The organism is Emergencia sp. JLR.KK010, from assembly GCF_037018265.1.
In the GTDB taxonomy this organism is placed as follows: domain Bacteria; phylum Bacillota; class Clostridia; order Peptostreptococcales; family Anaerovoracaceae; genus Senimuribacter; species Senimuribacter intestinalis.
This window is the reverse complement of sequence record NZ_CP143550.1, coordinates 1307620-1323269: the sequence shown is the minus strand read 5'-3', so window position 1 is coordinate 1323269 and position 15650 is coordinate 1307620. Positions and strand designations below refer to the sequence as shown.

The window sequence follows — 15650 nt, the reverse complement described above, 5'->3', positions numbered from 1 at the left end:
CTTTTTTCTCCTTCATTTATGTTTTTACATGAACTGACTATAATTCAATCGTCTGCCCCAGTCCTGCTTTTTCTGCTTCTTTCAGCGCCAGCATACCGGTCAGAAGGTCCAAAAGGGCTGTGCCTGTCGCATCGAAGACGGTAATCTGGTCTTCACTTTCTCTGCCGGAAGCCTTTTTCGTAATCACATCGCCGATTAAGCCTGCAATATCTGCTTCCTTCAGGATTCCCTTTTTAATTGGAATTTCAATTTCTCCAACTTCCACACACTGCTTAATGTCATCGACAAATACCTTCGCATCCGCAAAGATTTCCGGATCGATTTCCTCTTTTCCGCTCATATCGGAACCGATGCAGGAGAAATGTGTTCCGGGTTTTACCCATTCCTTCTTAATAATCGGCTCTCTGGACGGTGTCACGGTAATGATAATGTCGCTTTCTGCAGTTGCCTTTGCGATATCCTCGACCGCTTCAAAGGACGCGTTCACATCCTCCATCCCAAAATCTGTTTTCAACGTATCTCTAAGGCCGCCTGCAAAACGCTGCGCGTTTCCAAAATCCAGCCCATCGTAAATCATAACTTTCTCAAGCTGTGGGAAGCTAAGCAGGGTGGCTGCCGCCTGGAATGTCGCCACATGACCCGCTCCTACAATCAAAAGATTCTTCGCATCCTTTCTTGCCAATAGTTTTGCGCCGATTGCGCCTGCCGCGCCGGTTCTGATGCCTGTAATATGGGATCCGTCTACGATACCCAGCGGCGCGCCGTTCCTTGCGTCGAAAATTAAAATCGTTCCCAATAGAGCCGGAAGACCTACTTTATCGTTATCCTCAAACCAGGATACAGACTTCAGACCGTAAATGCCAGCGGACTTCAGCCAGCCCGACTTGATATCCATTTCGGCCTTCTCTTCCTCAAAAATTTCAGTAATCAGCGGCCAAATCACTGCGTCATCAGCCGATTGTGCCCGGTATACTTCTTCAATGGCGGAAATCACGTCCTGCATGTTCAGCACCTGCTTCGTCTCCTCCATCTTCAAAACTTTCATGTGAATCACTTTTATTTCGCATCTCCTTTCTGCACAATTTGTAAACACTTTACTTTGTATGCTTTCATTGTATCGTGAAAAAAATATCAATTTTTAAGTATATATATGATTTATTTCCGATTCTTTTGGTATTTTTCCAATCAATTTCCCCGAAAATATTTGTATAATAATATGAAATACATTGTAAAATGAAGGAGGGGCACGGAATATGGCACTAACAGTAAAAGACCTTTTAGAATTGAACTCTTTGAAAGGCTGCCGGCTCATTGCCGGAGAAAACGGACTTTCAAAACCAATCATATCTGCCGGCATCGCAGACTTTGAATTTGCAGATTTCGCAGATCCACACGAAAAAGACGTATTTCAACGTGACTCTCTAGTACTCAGCACGATGCTTTTCGCAAAGGGAAACCCTTCTCTTATTTTGTCTGCTGTGAAGAGTTTCTATGATTTAGGTATTTCAGCCTTTGCATACAAGCCTTCCATTTTCGAGTTTCTTCCACCGGAGGTTATTGATTTCGCAAATCAAATGGACTTTCCAATCATAGAATTTTCTACAAACCAGTTTATTGATGAAATTATCTTTGACATCATGGATGCGGTAAGAAAGGACAATGATGATTTTTTCTCGGAAGAAAATATAGACAAAATGATTTCTGACGGCATGACAAAAGCCCAAGTCTACGCACTCAGCAAAAACGTTTCTCTTAAATTCAAAGAGCATATCATGGCAATCTATCTAAAGAGCAGCTGCCACGAGTTTCAGCTGGAACTGGATCGCTACCACCGCAAATTTTCTCTCAATCGTGCTCTGGTGCAGAAGGCGCTTTTATGTAAATACAAAAACGGTCTTTTCGCAGTTTTGACGGCTCGCCAAAATAACGAAAAGCACTTTTCCATCATTTTGCAGGAATTAATCGAATTTCTGTCTATTCCCACAGAGAATTTATATATCAGCTGCAGTGGAATTCACAATCCGTTCAAGGATTTGGATCAATGTATCAGAGAAAGCTATTACACTCATCTGGCCTCCCTTGCGGAAGGAAAACACTTTCACAGCTTTTCTCAAATCGGTCCATGGCAGCTTCTCATTCCATACGCCCAGTCTGATGTGATGAAGGATTATATGAATTCCCGCATTCAGCCGATTTTAGAAAAGCAGGATTTTTATGATACTCTGCGGGCGCTGACGCTCTGCCGCGGCGATATTTTCAAAACAGCCAGTCTCTTAAATTGCCATCACAACACCGTCCGCTACCGTCTTAGCAAAATCAAGCAGTTCCTCTTCAGCGCAGAAATGAGCGACCAGGAATTTTATGCGGATATTTCTCTTGCTGTGCGGCTTTATATGCTGCAGGAATAGTGAATTTTTTCCTTGCGTAGATTTGTCAAATTGAGTATAGCATAGCAGATAACAATTCCTAAAGAAATCATTGTAAAGCTCGCATCCGGAAAACAACCGGTATTTGATACCGTAGATGCCCTCTTTGATAAATTGGAGACAGAATGATTATTTTGCTAGATGTAGGACACCAAGACATATTGAAGCAATTCTAGAATTTGTTCAAAATAAAATAGAAGTGAGGTTTCCTCGCCTTTATTTCATTTTTTATTAATTTTTAACGCACAACATTACGAAAGCCGCAGCAGCGCCGCTGCCTGATAGATTTCAAACAAGAAAGGCATCGTCTCAAAGTCCTTTCCAAGCAACTTTTTCATTTTATTCAAACGATATAAAACGGTATTTCTGTGAGTATGAAGCAGTTCTGCCGTTTTTTTAATCTGTCCGCCTGCATCGAGCAAATGTACTGAAAGCGTCAGCACCAGATTTTCCTCTGGACTGTCCAGAACCGGCGAAATCAAGCGCAAATAATGTGATCCTGCTTCCGTATACTGCATATCTGCCGCGCGTTTTGCGAAGGCAAGCTGCTCTGCGTTCAAAAGCTTTTCCTGTGGATAAATCTTTTCCGCACAGGCAAAATAATTGCAAAACAATTCATACTCAGCCCGAATATCATCATACAGCGATACAGAAAAAATCGCCGCCCCAGACTCTGCAGACAGAATATCCTCACAGGAAAAGTATTCCAGCAAGTATTCTTCCTCCACCGTAAAAAAGGAAACTGTATGCTCTCCGAGTACATCGATAATCACATCCTGGTCAAAAGACTCAAACTTTTTCCGCAAAAGAGACAGCGCAGTTCTATCTGAATGCGTTATAAATAGTACCGTTCGGTATTTTTCCAAAGCAAGCCTTTGTTTTTCCGCAATCTGGGCAGCCAGCCTCCTATCCCCTTTCAGCACAGCGGGAATCAGAAACTCCCGACTATAGGTATCCAGATTGTAATTCCAGGTTGCGGAAAAAAGCCGAATCACCGAAATTGCGTCGCTCAAAACCTGTATTGACAATGAATCATATTGACTGACTGCCAACAAAATCAACTCATTTCCATTATTTCCCGTAAAACTCTGCCGATAATAAATTCCCCTGCTTCCCTGAAAAGACAGTTTATCCTTTCTCATGCAATACTCCGCGATGATCTGATTAAGCGGAAACACATTTCCCTGCGGCCAAAAGGAGGATGCAATCACGCCCAGCTTCCCATCGCATAGAATGAACGCCGCTCTCGCGTAATCACTGAGCAAGCTCAAAACACATTCGATATTTCTATGTTCTGCTGAAAGAGCCGCAATCCTCTGCATCATCTGTTCCGCGAAGAACTGCTGATTTGTCCTTTTCAGAAAGACCGCATTCATCACATCTGTAATAACATCACTGTACTTCAGTCCCATATCCCCGCCAGGCAACACGATGATTGGAAGATTCAGCTGATTCCCAACCTCAATTACCTTCTGATCTATCCTCTGTAAAATTACATCCGTGTAAAAAAGTATCACGCCGGCACAACCCATTCGCTTAAATCTTTTCAGAAGCCTACACTGCGCCTCTACATCCTTTCGCACACTGTAAAATGCTGTAATACACAAATCATTAGGTACAAAAATCTCATCATTTCTATCATCGAATTCTAATACGGACACCGTATTAACGATGGCGTCAAGCCCCTTCTCTCCCGCCGCCACCTTTCCGAGTCGAAGAGAAGGCAATGTAAGGCATTCTCTGACTGTTAAATACATCTCACTCTCCTGTTGACTTTCCTGTACACTTTCTGCTTATCCTTATATTATATCTTCTGGCTATCTATCCGGATTGAGCAATTGCCCAAAAAATTCGTATAATCTTTGGCATATTTACATTTCAGAAAATTCCTCCTTTTGCTAAAATGTCGAAAAAGGCAACCTGAAAGGAGGTTATTTATGAGTAACAACAAAGAAGTAAACGCACTTGCGCCTATTTCCAAAGATCAAAGAGAAAGCTGGGTTTCCCTTGCCCTTGTGCAGGCCGGTATCTGTGTCTGTGTACCCGCATTTCTCATGGGCGCGCTCCTCGTCGAAGAAATGAATTTTTGGCCGGCAATCTGGGCAGGTACCGCGGGTGCCGTCCTCGTTGTAGCGGCAATGATTATCATCGGTTTTATCGGCTGTGATCTCGGACTGGCAACCTGTACCATTACAGAATCCACTTTTGGCAAAAAAGGTTCCAGGTACATCGCCAGTACTATCTTTATGATTAACCTAATCGGCTGGTTCGGTATCAACAACGGGGAGTGCGCCATGTCTTTTACCAACTTCATGAGCGAATGCTACGGAATTCATTTCCCCTATACCGCATCCTGTATTCTCTGGGGCATCGTCATGACCGTTACCGCCGTCTTCGGCATCAAAGCGGTAGAAAAGCTGGACTATGTGTCTATCCCGGTGCTTCTGATTGTCATGATTGTCGGCACAGCCATGGCTGTCAACCTCAACGGTTTGCAAACTGTAAACACACCCATTGAACCGACGATGACATTTATGGAAGGCGTCATTTTATCTTTTGATTTCTTTGCGGTCGGCATTATTACCAGTTCCGATTTCACCAGATTTCAAAAATCAAGAAAGGATACAGTCTTATCCGTTACCATCGGCGTATTCCCGTTAACCATCATCACCCTTGTCATCGGCGCTATGCTGACCAAAATCGCGAACGAATATGATATCAGCATGGTCTTGATTAAAGTTGGCATTCCGCTGCTGGGCGTCATTTCCCTGATTCTTTCCACCTGGACAACTAACTCGACCAACGCCTACACCGGCGCGCTCAACGCAGTAAAAACGTTCAATGTTCCCGACAACAGACGGCGCGAGGTTACACTGGCAGTAGGCTTTGTGGGCACACTGCTGGGAGTTACCGGCATTGTCGATAATCTGTCCACTTTCATAGGTTTTCTTGCCTATCTTGTTTGCCCGATTGGCGGCATCATGCTGGCAGATTATTTTATTCTTGGAAAAGGAAAGTCAGAAAACTGGCGTTCCAGAGACGGATTCTGCATCTCAGCCATCATTGCCTGGGCGGTATCAGCCGTCCTGTCGTACATCATTAAAATTGATTTTTCGTCAATTCTGTTCGCGGCAGTCATCTTTATCGTCATCGAACGATACATACCGGCACTGGCGAGGGATAAACAAAAAGTAGAAAAGGAGTAAAAACATGAAAACATTAACAAAACAGGAAGTATTCGATATGATATACGGCTGCACCATTCTCGGTACTGGCGGTGGCGGAAGCCTTCTTCGCGGACTGGAAATGCTGGAAAAGGATTTTGCCGAAGGAAAAGAGCTAAACATGATTTCGCTGGATGAGCTGCCTGACGACGGCATGATCGCGACCCCTTATGGCTGCGGCGCGCCGATTAAGGAAGGTGAAGGTCTGGACCCGAAATTTGACAGACTTCCAAGACTCGATGATTCTCCGGCTGTACTGGCTTTCAGAACGCTGGAAGAATACCTGGGTGAAAAATGCTGCGCCGTTTCCTCTACGGAGCTAGGCGGCGAAAACACTGCCGAAGCGCTGCACATCGCCTGTCAGCTTGGTCTTCCTATCGTAGACAGCGACCCTACCGGGAGATCTGTACCGGATCTGCAGCACACCACTTACTACGTACACGACCTTCCAATTTATCCTCTTGCACTGGCGACAAATTTCGGCGAAACCATGATCATCAAAAACGTCATCGATGATTTCCGTGCCGAAGACATCGTCAGAGCGGTCGTCGTGGCAAGCGGCAACGAGCTGGGCGGCGTAGACCATCCGATGCGCTGTGAAGTCTACAAGAAAAGCGTCATTCCTGATGCGCTTACCTATGCTATGAATATCGGCAAAACACTGCGCGAAACCAAATCCGCGGGCGGAGATGTGGCTGCCGCTCTTGCAGACAGCTTCGATGGAAAAATACTTTTCAAAGGCACAATCGGGGAAACGCCTTGGGAGAGCCGGGACGGATTCAACTTCGGCAACATCCATATCAACGGAATTGGAAGCTTCCAGGGTGAAACCTATCGCATCTGGATTAAAAACGAAAATATCGTGTCATACAGAAATGAGGCTGTCGACGTCAGCGTCCCTGACCTGATCTGCATGGTGGATAAAAATGGAGAGCCTGTTACGAACCCTAACTGGGTCAAGGATATGGAGGTTACCGTATTCGCCCTTCCTGCGCCGGAAATCTGGAAGACGCCAAAGGGTCTTGAAGTCTTCGGTCCGAGAAGCTTCAACTTCGATTTCGATTATAAGCCATTTAAATAAACGGGAAAGGAGTTTGTCTCCATGCTGAAAAGTTTATTGGAATTAGTTGAAATACCCAGTATTACAGGAGCAGCGCCGGTGCAGGATCCGGATTACGGCTTTCTTCCTTACGGAAAGCCTGTATTCTCCGCGCTGCAGTATGTACTCAAGCTCTGCGATACATTGGGTTTTGAAACGAAAAACTGCGATAACAGAATCGGCTGGGCACAGATCGGAGAAGGGGATTCTCTCATCGGAATCCTCGTTCATCTGGACGTTGTTCCACCAGGGAGCGGCTGGGAAACCACTCCCTTTTCCGCCGTAGTCAAAGATGGGAAACTGTACGGACGCGGCGTCATTGACGATAAGGGACCTGCAATCGCTGCGATTTACGCCATGAAAGATTTGCTGGATACAGGCGTCAAACTGAATAAGCGAATCCGCATTATCTTCGGCTGTCAGGAGGAATCCGGCAGCTGGGAAGATATCGCGTATTACAAAGCGCATGAGGATATCCCTGACTGCGGATTCACACCGGATGCGGATTTTCCTGTAATTTATGCCGAAAAACGCATTTTGGAGGTGCAGCTCCGCTATCCCAAAGCCGCGGCAAAAATCGCGCATATTGAGGGCGGAACGGCAGTCAACACAGTCCCTGATACGGCTTCACTGACACTTTGCACCGGAGAAAAGGTATCCGGCGTCGGGGTTTCCGCCCATGGCAGCGTGCCCGAAGACGGAAAAAGCGCCATTGCCGACATGCTGGAAAAAATCAAAGATATCGATCCATTCGCGTCATTTTATATGGAGAAAATCGGTTTTACGGTTTTTGGAGAGAACCTGGGCTGCTGCTTCTGTGATGAAGAAAGCGGAACGCTAACATGCAGCGCCGGTCTGATATCTGGCGACGGAGAAGATATCATCATCGACTTGGATATCCGCTGTCCCGTTTCTTTCACCTCCCGGCAGGTTATGGACGGCATCACCGCCCAAATCGCGCCTTACGGCGCGAAAGCAACGCTGCGGTTTGAAAAGCCTCCGGTCTGCCTCAAAAAAGATAGTCCTGTTCTAAGGCAGCTTTTATCCGCCTACCAGTCGGTTACCGGTGATTATAGCAGTAAGCCTATCGCAATGGGCGGCGGCACTTATGCCCGCGCCATGGAAAATATCGCGGCCTTTGGTCCGCTGCTTCCTGGGCGACCGATTACAGAGCATAGCTGCTGCGAATATGTTGTACTGGAAGATCTTACTGTGATGCGCCGTATCTATAAACTGGCGCTCCAAAAGCTTCTATATATATGAAGTGCTTTCTTATGGCAAAACCCCTCGTGTGATTAATTTCACACGAGGGGTTTTCGTCACTATATCTTATCTTTATGCAAAGGTGATTACTGTTCCAGTTTTTCCTTCCAAGGCTTCGATGGCTTTGTCAAGAGATGTGATAATCGCCTTCTTGTTCGGATATGCTCTCACGAACTTCATCGCAGCTTCCACCTTCGGCAGCATGCTGCCCGGTGCGAACTGCCCTTCCTCGATGTACTTCACTGCATCTTCCAGTTTCAGGTTATCCAGGTTCTTCTGATCCGGCTTGTTGAAGTTGATCGCAACCTTCTCTACCTCGGTCAGAATCATCAAAACGTCTGCTTCTACCTGTTCCGCCAAAAGCTCCGCCGCAAAGTCTTTATCGATAACAGCCGCAACGCCTTCCATGGAACCGTCAGCGTTTTCTACCACAGGAATGCCGCCGCCTCCGCAGGAAATCACGATAGATGAATCCCACAGTCTTCTTACCGCGTCAATTTCTACGATCTTTCTAGGCAGCGGTGATGCTACCACGCGTCTCCATCCTCTGCCTGCGTCTTCCTTCATTGTATAGCCTTTTTCTGCTTCCAATGCCTTTGCTTCAGTTTCCTGATAGAAAGGTCCGATCGGCTTCGTCGGATTCTGGAACGCTTTATCGCTCTTTTCTACGATCATCTGGGTCGCTACGGTCAGAACCGGAATGTTTCTTCCCTTCTTGCTCAGCGCATACTTCAATGCCTGCTGCAGGTGATATCCGATATAACCCTGGGACATCGCGCCGCATACGTCGAACGGCATAGCCGGCGTGACGTCCTTTGCTGTTTCCGACGCTAAGAGAATTCTTCCTACCTGCGGTCCGTTTCCGTGTACTAATCCGATTTCATAGCCTTTGCAGCTGATGTCTGCTATATATTCGCATGTCTTTTTTACTACTGCGAGCTGTGCCTGCGCAGTCGCTTCACTTTTTCCTGACTGCAGCGCGTTTCCGCCTAAGGCGATTACTATTTTTTCTGCCATACTCAAATCTCCTTTTCATATTTTATAAAATTTCTTATAGTGGGTAAAAAACAGGCTTTCTGTTTTTATACACCGCGAAATAGCGCAGTCCGCACGCTTTCACCAACTCCTCTGTTTGCCGAAAACAGGAGCCGAGACAGTCCGGCGTATGGGCGTCTGAGCCAAAGGTGATAATTTCTCCGCCAAGCGCCGCGTACCTTCTTATGATTTCTTCCTTCGGATTTGTCAGTCCGAGCCTTTTCATTCTTGAGGTGTTTACCTCAATGCCTCTTCCTGACGCAATCAATTCTTTCAGGATTGCGTCAAGCTCATCGGCATATTTTCCATAGGAAAACGTCTCAATGGCGCCGGGTGCGTACCGGAAGATAAAATCCAGATGGCCTGCCACATCGAAATTGTATATGTTTTTAATGTTCTCGTATTCCTCGCGGAAATACAGCTTGCAGATTTCCTCCGTGCTCTTTCCCTCGTAGGTACGCAAATCATCGGCGCCTCTTCTCCTAAAGTTATGGGTAGAACCAATGACAAAGTCAAAGGGAAACCACTCCGCATATTGATTTAGCTTTTCCACGATATGGGGCTGCAGGCCCAGCTCAACACCTGCCAGCACTTCTATTCTGTCCGTGTACGTCTCCTTTAAGGCAGCAAGCTCCGCTAAGTAACGTTTCGTTTCGTCCGTATCGCCGATGAGAAAGGAATAATTGTCCGGCGGAAAAACAGGCTGGTCATAGTCCTGATGATCGGTTATGCAGATATGTCGCATCCCCAGCTGTATCGCCTTTTCAATCTGCGCCTTTACCGGCGTAGAAGAATCACTACTCCAGCAAGTATGTACGTGCATATCACTAATCATGCGTTCTGCTCCTCTGTTTCCAGCGGTTTCATACAAATTCCCGTAATGCTGTAAACATACGCCAGTACCCAGACACTATAGCTCATAAAGCAATAAGGGAAATACTGTGCGATCGATACGCCCAGAACAGAAGGATAATAGATTCCTGAAGCCGACCACGGAATAAAGCCAGCCATTCCGGTACAGAAGTCCTCCATGGTTCTTGACAGGTTCAACGTAGAAAGCCCCATCTCCTTATACTTTTCCGCATACATTTCTCCTGTTAAAAGCAGCGCTAACGTGGAGCTTCCACCTATGGCGACTAACAATACGCATGAAATCGAAGTAACAAGAATCAGGCTGAATCTCGTCTTTACAGACAAGAGCAGTTTTCCAAGCAGCGCTTCGATTGCACCAATTTGTTCCATAATCGCTGCAAAATACAGGCATATATATACTGTAATAAAGCTTTTCATCATGGACGCAAGACCGCCTCGATTGAGCAGTTTCATCGCGTCATCGCCAGCGTCCGCCGCAATAAATCCATCTCTTGCGCCTTCTGCCATTTCCAGATTAAATCCATTATACAGCGTAGAAACACCATCTTCCAAGCTGAAACCCTGATAGAATACACCGATTAAAACAGCCACTACTGCCGACAACATCATGATGACTGTAGATGGCTTCTTGGTAATACATCCATAAATCAAAATCACCATCGGTATCAGAACAATGACATTCCAGTGATATACCGCATCCAGAGATTCCAGCAGCTTCATCGTATTTTCAGGAAGTCCCGCATCGGCTGCATGGTTTCTTACACCCATTACGCCATAAATAATCAGGCCGATTGCCGCCGCAGGAACAACCGTCTTACTCATATGTTTAATATGATCGAAGATATCGTTCTTCGTTGCCAGCGCCGCTAAAATAGTCGTATCGGAAAGCGGAGATAACTTATCTCCAAAAATAGCACCTGTATAGCAGGCAGCAGCCACAGCAGCAATATTCGTTTCAGGCATCGCCATCGCGATACTCATCATCGTAATGCCGGCTGTCGCCGCTGATCCCCAGGATGTTCCTGTACAGATAGAAAAAATTGCACATAAAATAAAAGCCGATACTAAAATCCACTTTGCGCTGACAAGCTGCACGCCGTAATAAATGAACATAGGAATGGTGCCCGAAAACATCCACGCTCCCAGCAGAAATCCTACTGCAATCAGTACCGAATTGGCAGGCGCCGCCGCCTTCACCTTCTCAGCGGAGAATTCCTCCAGGTCCTTCCATGTATAGCCGCACCTCCATCCGATCCATACCACATAGCACATCGCGATACCCATCAAAGCCGGCGCTGATAAATCTGCTAAAGAGCCGAAGAAAAAAATTCCCATCAGAACAAACACTGCGCTGATTGCCTCAAGCAGCGTCGCTTTTCTTTTCTCGCGCCGTTTCTTTTCTTTGTTTTTCATGATACTCTTCCTTTCTGTTTCAATATCCTGAAACATTTCTTTACCCCTGAAAACACGCTTCATCTCAACTCCATTCTCCTTCAAATGCAGCGAGTTGTTTTACATTTTTACCACCATCCTTGGTTTTTTTATTATGTAGGAAATATCAAGAAAGTCTACCTTTGCGTAGAATCGGCGTTGCTGACTTTCTTACAATTATTATAGAATATCGGCATAGTATTTAATTTGGTACATATCTAAAAAAGTTCAAAATTGTTCGTTAATATTCTAACGCTGTTATATTTCTTATTTTTTTCCGCCAAATTTGTAAAAACTCTACATTTATCATAGCTTTCAGTTTTGTATAATAAAGGATAACCATCTTTGAACTAGCAAGGAGTACAGAAATGTTTTACTATATGATTATCATCGGTCTGGCTTTTGGCTATATGAACGGCATGCACGACGGCGGAACAGTCGTGGCTACTACCATTTCCTCCCGCCTTCTTACGCCCACTAAGGCAGTCTGCGTTGCAGGCATCGCCAATTTTCTGGGTGCCATTGCCCTAGGCACGGCTGTAGCCTATACAATTTCAGAAAATATCATTGATATACGCCCTATCCTTTCCGGTTCCAAATCTCTTTGCTACGCCTTTGTAGCCGCAGCCTTCACCGGCAGCATGATTTGGAATGTATTGACCTGGGTGCTCAAACTTCCTTCCAGTGCTTCCCACTCCATGATTGGCGCGATGATCGGCAGCGGAATCTGTGCCTACGGTCTACCTTACATACAGTGGAATTCTATTATGCTTAAGGTCATCGCCGCCATGCTGCTGTCTCCTGTTCTGGGATTTGCGGCAGGCTACCTATTTCTGCGCCTGCTCAGCAGGCTTCTTCGAAACGGCACGATTGTCTGGAATCATCGGATTCAGCTTCTGCACAAGGGCAGCAGTTTCTTTCTTGCCTTCTGCTACGGCAGCAACGATGCCCAAAAGGTGATGGGACTTATCGCCATTGGAATCGCCGCTTTCCATCATACCGATGTGGTAATTTCTCTTTGGCTCATTGTTTCCGCCTCCTGCGCCCTGGCCATAGGCACCATGACAGGTGGATACAATATGATTAAAACGGTAGGCATGGATATCTGCAAAATTGACATGCAGAATTCCTTTTCCTCGCAGCTGTCTACAATTTTCGTCGTTATGCTTGCCAATGTCACAGGACTTCCCATCAGCGCGACACAGGTCGTAACCTCCTCCGTCATGGGGGTAGGCGCAAGCAACACGCCAAAGTCAGTCAACTGGACGATCACAAAGAAAATCCTGCTAGCCTGGCTAATCACCATCCCGGTTTCCGCCCTCATCGGAGGCCTCGTCTGCTGGCTTTTTCAACTTATATAACAACGAAAGGAGAAACATCATGGCTAAAAAAAGTTTTTTTAAAAAAGCAGAGCAGCCCAACTTCTATTACATGCTTTCCCGTCAATGTGAAATCACATCCAGAAGTATCTCTCTGCTCCTAAAATATATCGATATACGGGAAGAAGAACTGGCGGAACAGATTGAGCACTGCGAAAAGGACGCCGATAAAGTGCGCCGGAGTCTCATCGATTATGTTGAAAATTCCTTCATTACACCCATCGATCGTCATGACATTTTTGCTCTGTCCCGTTCTATCGACGACATCACAGACAAAATCAAAGATTTAAAGGATTTCCTAGTCTTTTTCCAGTATCGACCAACGGACAAAAATCTGGAAATCATTCAGTTAATCGACGCATCTATCTACAGTCTGACCTGCGCCATGAACGAATGGGCCCATGAGCGCATTGAACACTTTTGGGAGGATTTAGTAAAAGCGAAGAAAAACGAAAACCAGGTAAAACGGCTGTACTGGGAAGGCATCGCAGACCTGGAATTTCAGGAAATCACCCTGAAGGACGTAATTATGCAGCGAGAATTCGCCAAAGACTTAAATAAGCTGGCCAACAAGATTGGAAAGACAGCTGACCGAATCAGCGATATTAAAATAAAGTCCATTAAATAGCTTCCTTAAAATAAATATTTACAGATGGAATGCAAAAAACGTGTTCGCAGTACACTTTCTTCAAAATCGTACAATCTGAACACGTTTTTTCATTTGTTGTTTAGTATATTTTATTTCACATCAGTGCGACGATAAAACGCCTACACCTAAACTTCCCTCAAGATTGCTGTGATAAAGCTTCTTTCATTTGTTTTATATTGTAATTTCTGCTACATCGTGCTATTCTGTTCTTAGATACTTACAACTTGATGGAGGAACCGCTTTGAACGATCGTCTGAAAGAAACCGGAAAACAAATCCGCACTTACCGGCTGGCGCTGGGGCTTTCCCTGCAGGAATTTGCCGCGAAAATCCACAAGAGTAAAGCCTCTGTTTCCAAATATGAAAATGGTCTGATTTCCATCGACCTGGCAACCTTTTATGAAATTTCCGATGTTCTGGGCATTTCTCCCGCGAAACTGATGGCATCGCCTTCCTTTTCCGAAAAGGGTGCAGAACCAGGAAGCCGAGCAGTCCGGCAGTATCTCTATTCCTACGCCCGCAAAGGCAGTAAAATTACAAAAAGCGTCCTTGACCATTATGCAGGCGAAGCCGGCAGCGTTGATGTAACCTTCTTTTACGATGTCCCCGCCTTTGACCAACTGGAAAAGTGCCGTGGACTTTACGAAGGTTCCATGTCCAAAGAAGGACCGATTTTAAACTACCAATTTGTCAACCGCAGAAACAGCACAGAGCACACCTTCCTCTGCTGCATGGAAAGTCTGGACAATAACGGACACAGCATGGGGCTTCTTTCCAGTATTTCTTACACCACGATGACGCCCAACGCAATCAAAGTAGTTTTGTCGGATACCCAGCTTGCAGAAACCGAAGATCTGCGGGAGTTGCTTCTCTTTAACAAAGAGGATATCCAGCGGCTTAGACGGGATAACATGCTAACCGTGGAACGGCAGTAGACAATCTCTGAATTCAAGCACAAGTGCAGATTTTTTAATATAACCCCTTTTTTACTCTATTTGTTTTACCAATCGAGGCAAACACATAAAAATCTGGCGAATTACTGAACAACATCAACCATGCTTTCATATCCTTTTCTTTATCTCCCAATCTCCACTCTCGTCTTTTTAAACGCTTCCACAATAAAGTCGATATCCTCTTTCGTATGACCGGCGCTGAGCTGGGTTCTGATTCTCGCCTTTCCTTTCGGCACGACAGGGTAAGAAAATGCCACTACATAGACACCCTGCTCTACCATTTTCTTCGCGTATTCCACCGCCAGCTTTTCATCGTAAAGCATCACCGGCACACACGGGTGCACGCCTTCAATCACGTCAAAGCCTTCTTCTGCCAGGCTGCCCCGGTAGTACGCCGTAATTTCTTCTAAATGATCGCGAAGGGCGGTGCTTTCAGAAAGCATCTGCAAAACCTCCAGACTCGCGCCCGCAATGGACGGCGCAAGGGTATTGGAAAACAGATACGGTCTGCTTCTCTGCCGCAGCAGCTCCACAATTTCTTTCCGCGCGCAGGTATAGCCACCGGAAGCGCCGCCGAGGGCTTTTCCCAGCGTACCGGTCAAAATATCGATTCGCCCCTGCACGCCGCAGTATTCCGGTGTGCCGCGCCCTGTCTTTCCCACAAATCCCGCGGCATGGCTGTCATCCACCATGACCAGCGCGTTATATCGATCCGCCAAATCACAGATGCCGGAAAGATTTGCGATGATGCCATCCATGGAAAAAACACCGTCTGTAGCAATCAGCTTGATTCTGGCGCCAGCAGCATCCGCTTCCTGCAAACGCTTCTCAAGATCTTCCATATCGTTATTCTTGTAGCGGAAGCGCTTTGCTTTGCACAGGCGAATGCCGTCGATAATCGAGGCGTGATTCAGTTCGTCGCTGATGACCGCATCTGCTTCCGTTAAAATCGTCTCAAAAAGTCCGCCGTTGGCATCAAAGCAGGACGCATACAAAATCGTGTCCTCCATGCTGAAGAACTCGGCAAGCTTCGCTTCCAGGGTTTTATGAATGTCCTGGGTACCGCAGATAAAACGTACCGAAGACATGCCATAGCCCTTTTGATCCAGTGTCTTCTTTGCCGCCTCCGAAAGCCGCGCGCTGTCAGACAGTCCCAGATAGTTGTTGGCGCACATGTTGATAACACTGCGTCCGTCTGCCAGTGTCACGTGAGGTCCCTGCATAGAGGTGATTTCAAGCTCGTTCTTATAAAGGCTTGCCGCCTTGATTTCTTCGATTTCTTTTGTATAATATGCCAGTAAAGCTTCTTTTCTTTCCAT

General features: G+C 46.0%; 13 protein-coding genes. 7 read left to right on the top strand and 6 right to left on the bottom strand.

Annotation, left to right across the window (positions count from 1 at the left end):
* Positions 1-37 precede the first annotated feature (37 nt).
* Positions 38-1045 (bottom strand): ornithine cyclodeaminase family protein, encoded by a 1008-nt coding sequence (locus V1225_RS06325; protein ID WP_243151192.1) that lies wholly within the window; start codon positions 1043-1045, stop codon positions 38-40.
* A gap of 208 nt (positions 1046-1253) precedes the next feature.
* Here V1225_RS06325 and V1225_RS06320 point away from each other — a divergent pair, with 208 nt between their 5' ends.
* The gene (locus tag V1225_RS06320; protein WP_161908660.1) at positions 1254-2408 is read left to right on the top strand and encodes a PucR family transcriptional regulator; all 1155 of its coding nucleotides are present in this window, start codon (positions 1254-1256) and stop codon (positions 2406-2408) included.
* A gap of 269 nt (positions 2409-2677) precedes the next feature.
* On the opposite strand, the gene V1225_RS06315 is transcribed toward V1225_RS06320, so the two are convergent.
* Positions 2678-4183 (bottom strand): PucR family transcriptional regulator, encoded by a 1506-nt coding sequence (locus V1225_RS06315; protein ID WP_161908659.1) that lies wholly within the window; start codon positions 4181-4183, stop codon positions 2678-2680.
* A gap of 180 nt (positions 4184-4363) precedes the next feature.
* On the opposite strand from V1225_RS06315, the gene V1225_RS06310 reads away from it, so the two are divergent.
* From V1225_RS06310 to V1225_RS06300, 3 genes are read left to right on the top strand one after another with little or no spacing between them, the layout of a single operon-like run.
* A complete protein-coding gene (locus tag V1225_RS06310) occupies positions 4364-5632 on the top strand; it encodes a cytosine permease (RefSeq protein ID WP_251630305.1) in 1269 nt (422 codons plus the stop codon).
* Between the two features lie 4 nt (positions 5633-5636).
* Complete coding sequence (locus V1225_RS06305; RefSeq protein WP_161908657.1) at positions 5637-6731, top strand: DUF917 domain-containing protein; 1095 nt, start codon at positions 5637-5639, stop codon at positions 6729-6731.
* A gap of 21 nt (positions 6732-6752) precedes the next feature.
* Positions 6753-8012, top strand: a complete 1260-nt coding sequence (locus V1225_RS06300; protein ID WP_338547948.1) for a Sapep family Mn(2+)-dependent dipeptidase — start codon at positions 6753-6755, stop codon at positions 8010-8012.
* 72 nt (positions 8013-8084) lie between these two features.
* On the opposite strand, the gene arcC is transcribed toward V1225_RS06300, so the two are convergent.
* Genes arcC through nhaC form a run of 3 tightly spaced genes read right to left on the bottom strand, consistent with a single transcriptional unit; the run spans position 8085 to position 11333 of the window.
* Positions 8085-9029, bottom strand: coding sequence for a carbamate kinase (gene arcC / locus V1225_RS06295; protein ID WP_338547946.1), 945 nt, complete (start codon positions 9027-9029; stop codon positions 8085-8087).
* Positions 9030-9063: 34 nt separating this feature from the next.
* On the bottom strand, positions 9064-9882 hold the full coding sequence (locus V1225_RS06290; RefSeq protein ID WP_338547944.1) for a histidinol-phosphatase HisJ family protein: 819 nt from the start codon (positions 9880-9882) through the stop codon (positions 9064-9066).
* A complete protein-coding gene (nhaC, locus tag V1225_RS06285; protein WP_338547942.1) occupies positions 9879-11333 on the bottom strand; it encodes a Na+/H+ antiporter NhaC in 1455 nt (484 codons plus the stop codon). Before nhaC ends, V1225_RS06290 begins: the two co-directional genes overlap by 4 nt.
* Before the next feature lie 386 nt (positions 11334-11719).
* Here nhaC and V1225_RS06280 point away from each other — a divergent pair, with 386 nt between their 5' ends.
* From V1225_RS06280 to V1225_RS06270, 3 genes are all read left to right on the top strand, one after another.
* Positions 11720-12712 (top strand): inorganic phosphate transporter, encoded by a 993-nt coding sequence (locus V1225_RS06280; RefSeq protein ID WP_338547940.1) that lies wholly within the window; start codon positions 11720-11722, stop codon positions 12710-12712.
* Positions 12713-12731: 19 nt separating this feature from the next.
* On the top strand, positions 12732-13358 hold the full coding sequence (locus V1225_RS06275; protein ID WP_338547938.1) for a DUF47 family protein: 627 nt from the start codon (positions 12732-12734) through the stop codon (positions 13356-13358).
* A 262-nt stretch (positions 13359-13620) separates the two neighbouring features.
* On the top strand, positions 13621-14313 hold the full coding sequence (locus tag V1225_RS06270) for a helix-turn-helix transcriptional regulator (protein WP_338547936.1): 693 nt from the start codon (positions 13621-13623) through the stop codon (positions 14311-14313).
* Between the two features lie 140 nt (positions 14314-14453).
* Here V1225_RS06270 and V1225_RS06265 read toward each other — a convergent pair whose 3' ends face one another.
* Complete coding sequence (locus V1225_RS06265; protein ID WP_338547934.1) at positions 14454-15650, bottom strand: glycine C-acetyltransferase; 1197 nt, start codon at positions 15648-15650, stop codon at positions 14454-14456.

What these genes read in the sequence shown, in the direction of transcription:
- V1225_RS06280 (WP_338547940.1), top strand. Translation starts at nt 11,720, where the DNA reads ATGTTTTACTATATGATTATCATCGGTCTGGCTTTTGGCTATATGAAC.
- V1225_RS06315 (WP_161908659.1), bottom strand. Translation starts at nt 4,183, where the DNA reads ATGTATTTAACAGTCAGAGAATGCCTTACATTGCCTTCTCTTCGACTC.
- V1225_RS06310 (WP_251630305.1), top strand. Translation starts at nt 4,364, where the DNA reads ATGAGTAACAACAAAGAAGTAAACGCACTTGCGCCTATTTCCAAAGAT.
- V1225_RS06300 (WP_338547948.1), top strand. Translation starts at nt 6,753, where the DNA reads ATGCTGAAAAGTTTATTGGAATTAGTTGAAATACCCAGTATTACAGGA.
- V1225_RS06325 (WP_243151192.1), bottom strand. Translation starts at nt 1,045, where the DNA reads ATGAAAGTTTTGAAGATGGAGGAGACGAAGCAGGTGCTGAACATGCAG.
- V1225_RS06320 (WP_161908660.1), top strand. Translation starts at nt 1,254, where the DNA reads ATGGCACTAACAGTAAAAGACCTTTTAGAATTGAACTCTTTGAAAGGC.
- V1225_RS06275 (WP_338547938.1), top strand. Translation starts at nt 12,732, where the DNA reads ATGGCTAAAAAAAGTTTTTTTAAAAAAGCAGAGCAGCCCAACTTCTAT.
- V1225_RS06265 (WP_338547934.1), bottom strand. Translation starts at nt 15,650, where the DNA reads ATGGAAAGAAAAGAAGCTTTACTGGCATATTATACAAAAGAAATCGAA.
- nhaC (WP_338547942.1), bottom strand. Translation starts at nt 11,333, where the DNA reads ATGAAAAACAAAGAAAAGAAACGGCGCGAGAAAAGAAAAGCGACGCTG.
- V1225_RS06305 (WP_161908657.1), top strand. Translation starts at nt 5,637, where the DNA reads ATGAAAACATTAACAAAACAGGAAGTATTCGATATGATATACGGCTGC.
- arcC (WP_338547946.1), bottom strand. Translation starts at nt 9,029, where the DNA reads ATGGCAGAAAAAATAGTAATCGCCTTAGGCGGAAACGCGCTGCAGTCA.
- V1225_RS06290 (WP_338547944.1), bottom strand. Translation starts at nt 9,882, where the DNA reads ATGATTAGTGATATGCACGTACATACTTGCTGGAGTAGTGATTCTTCT.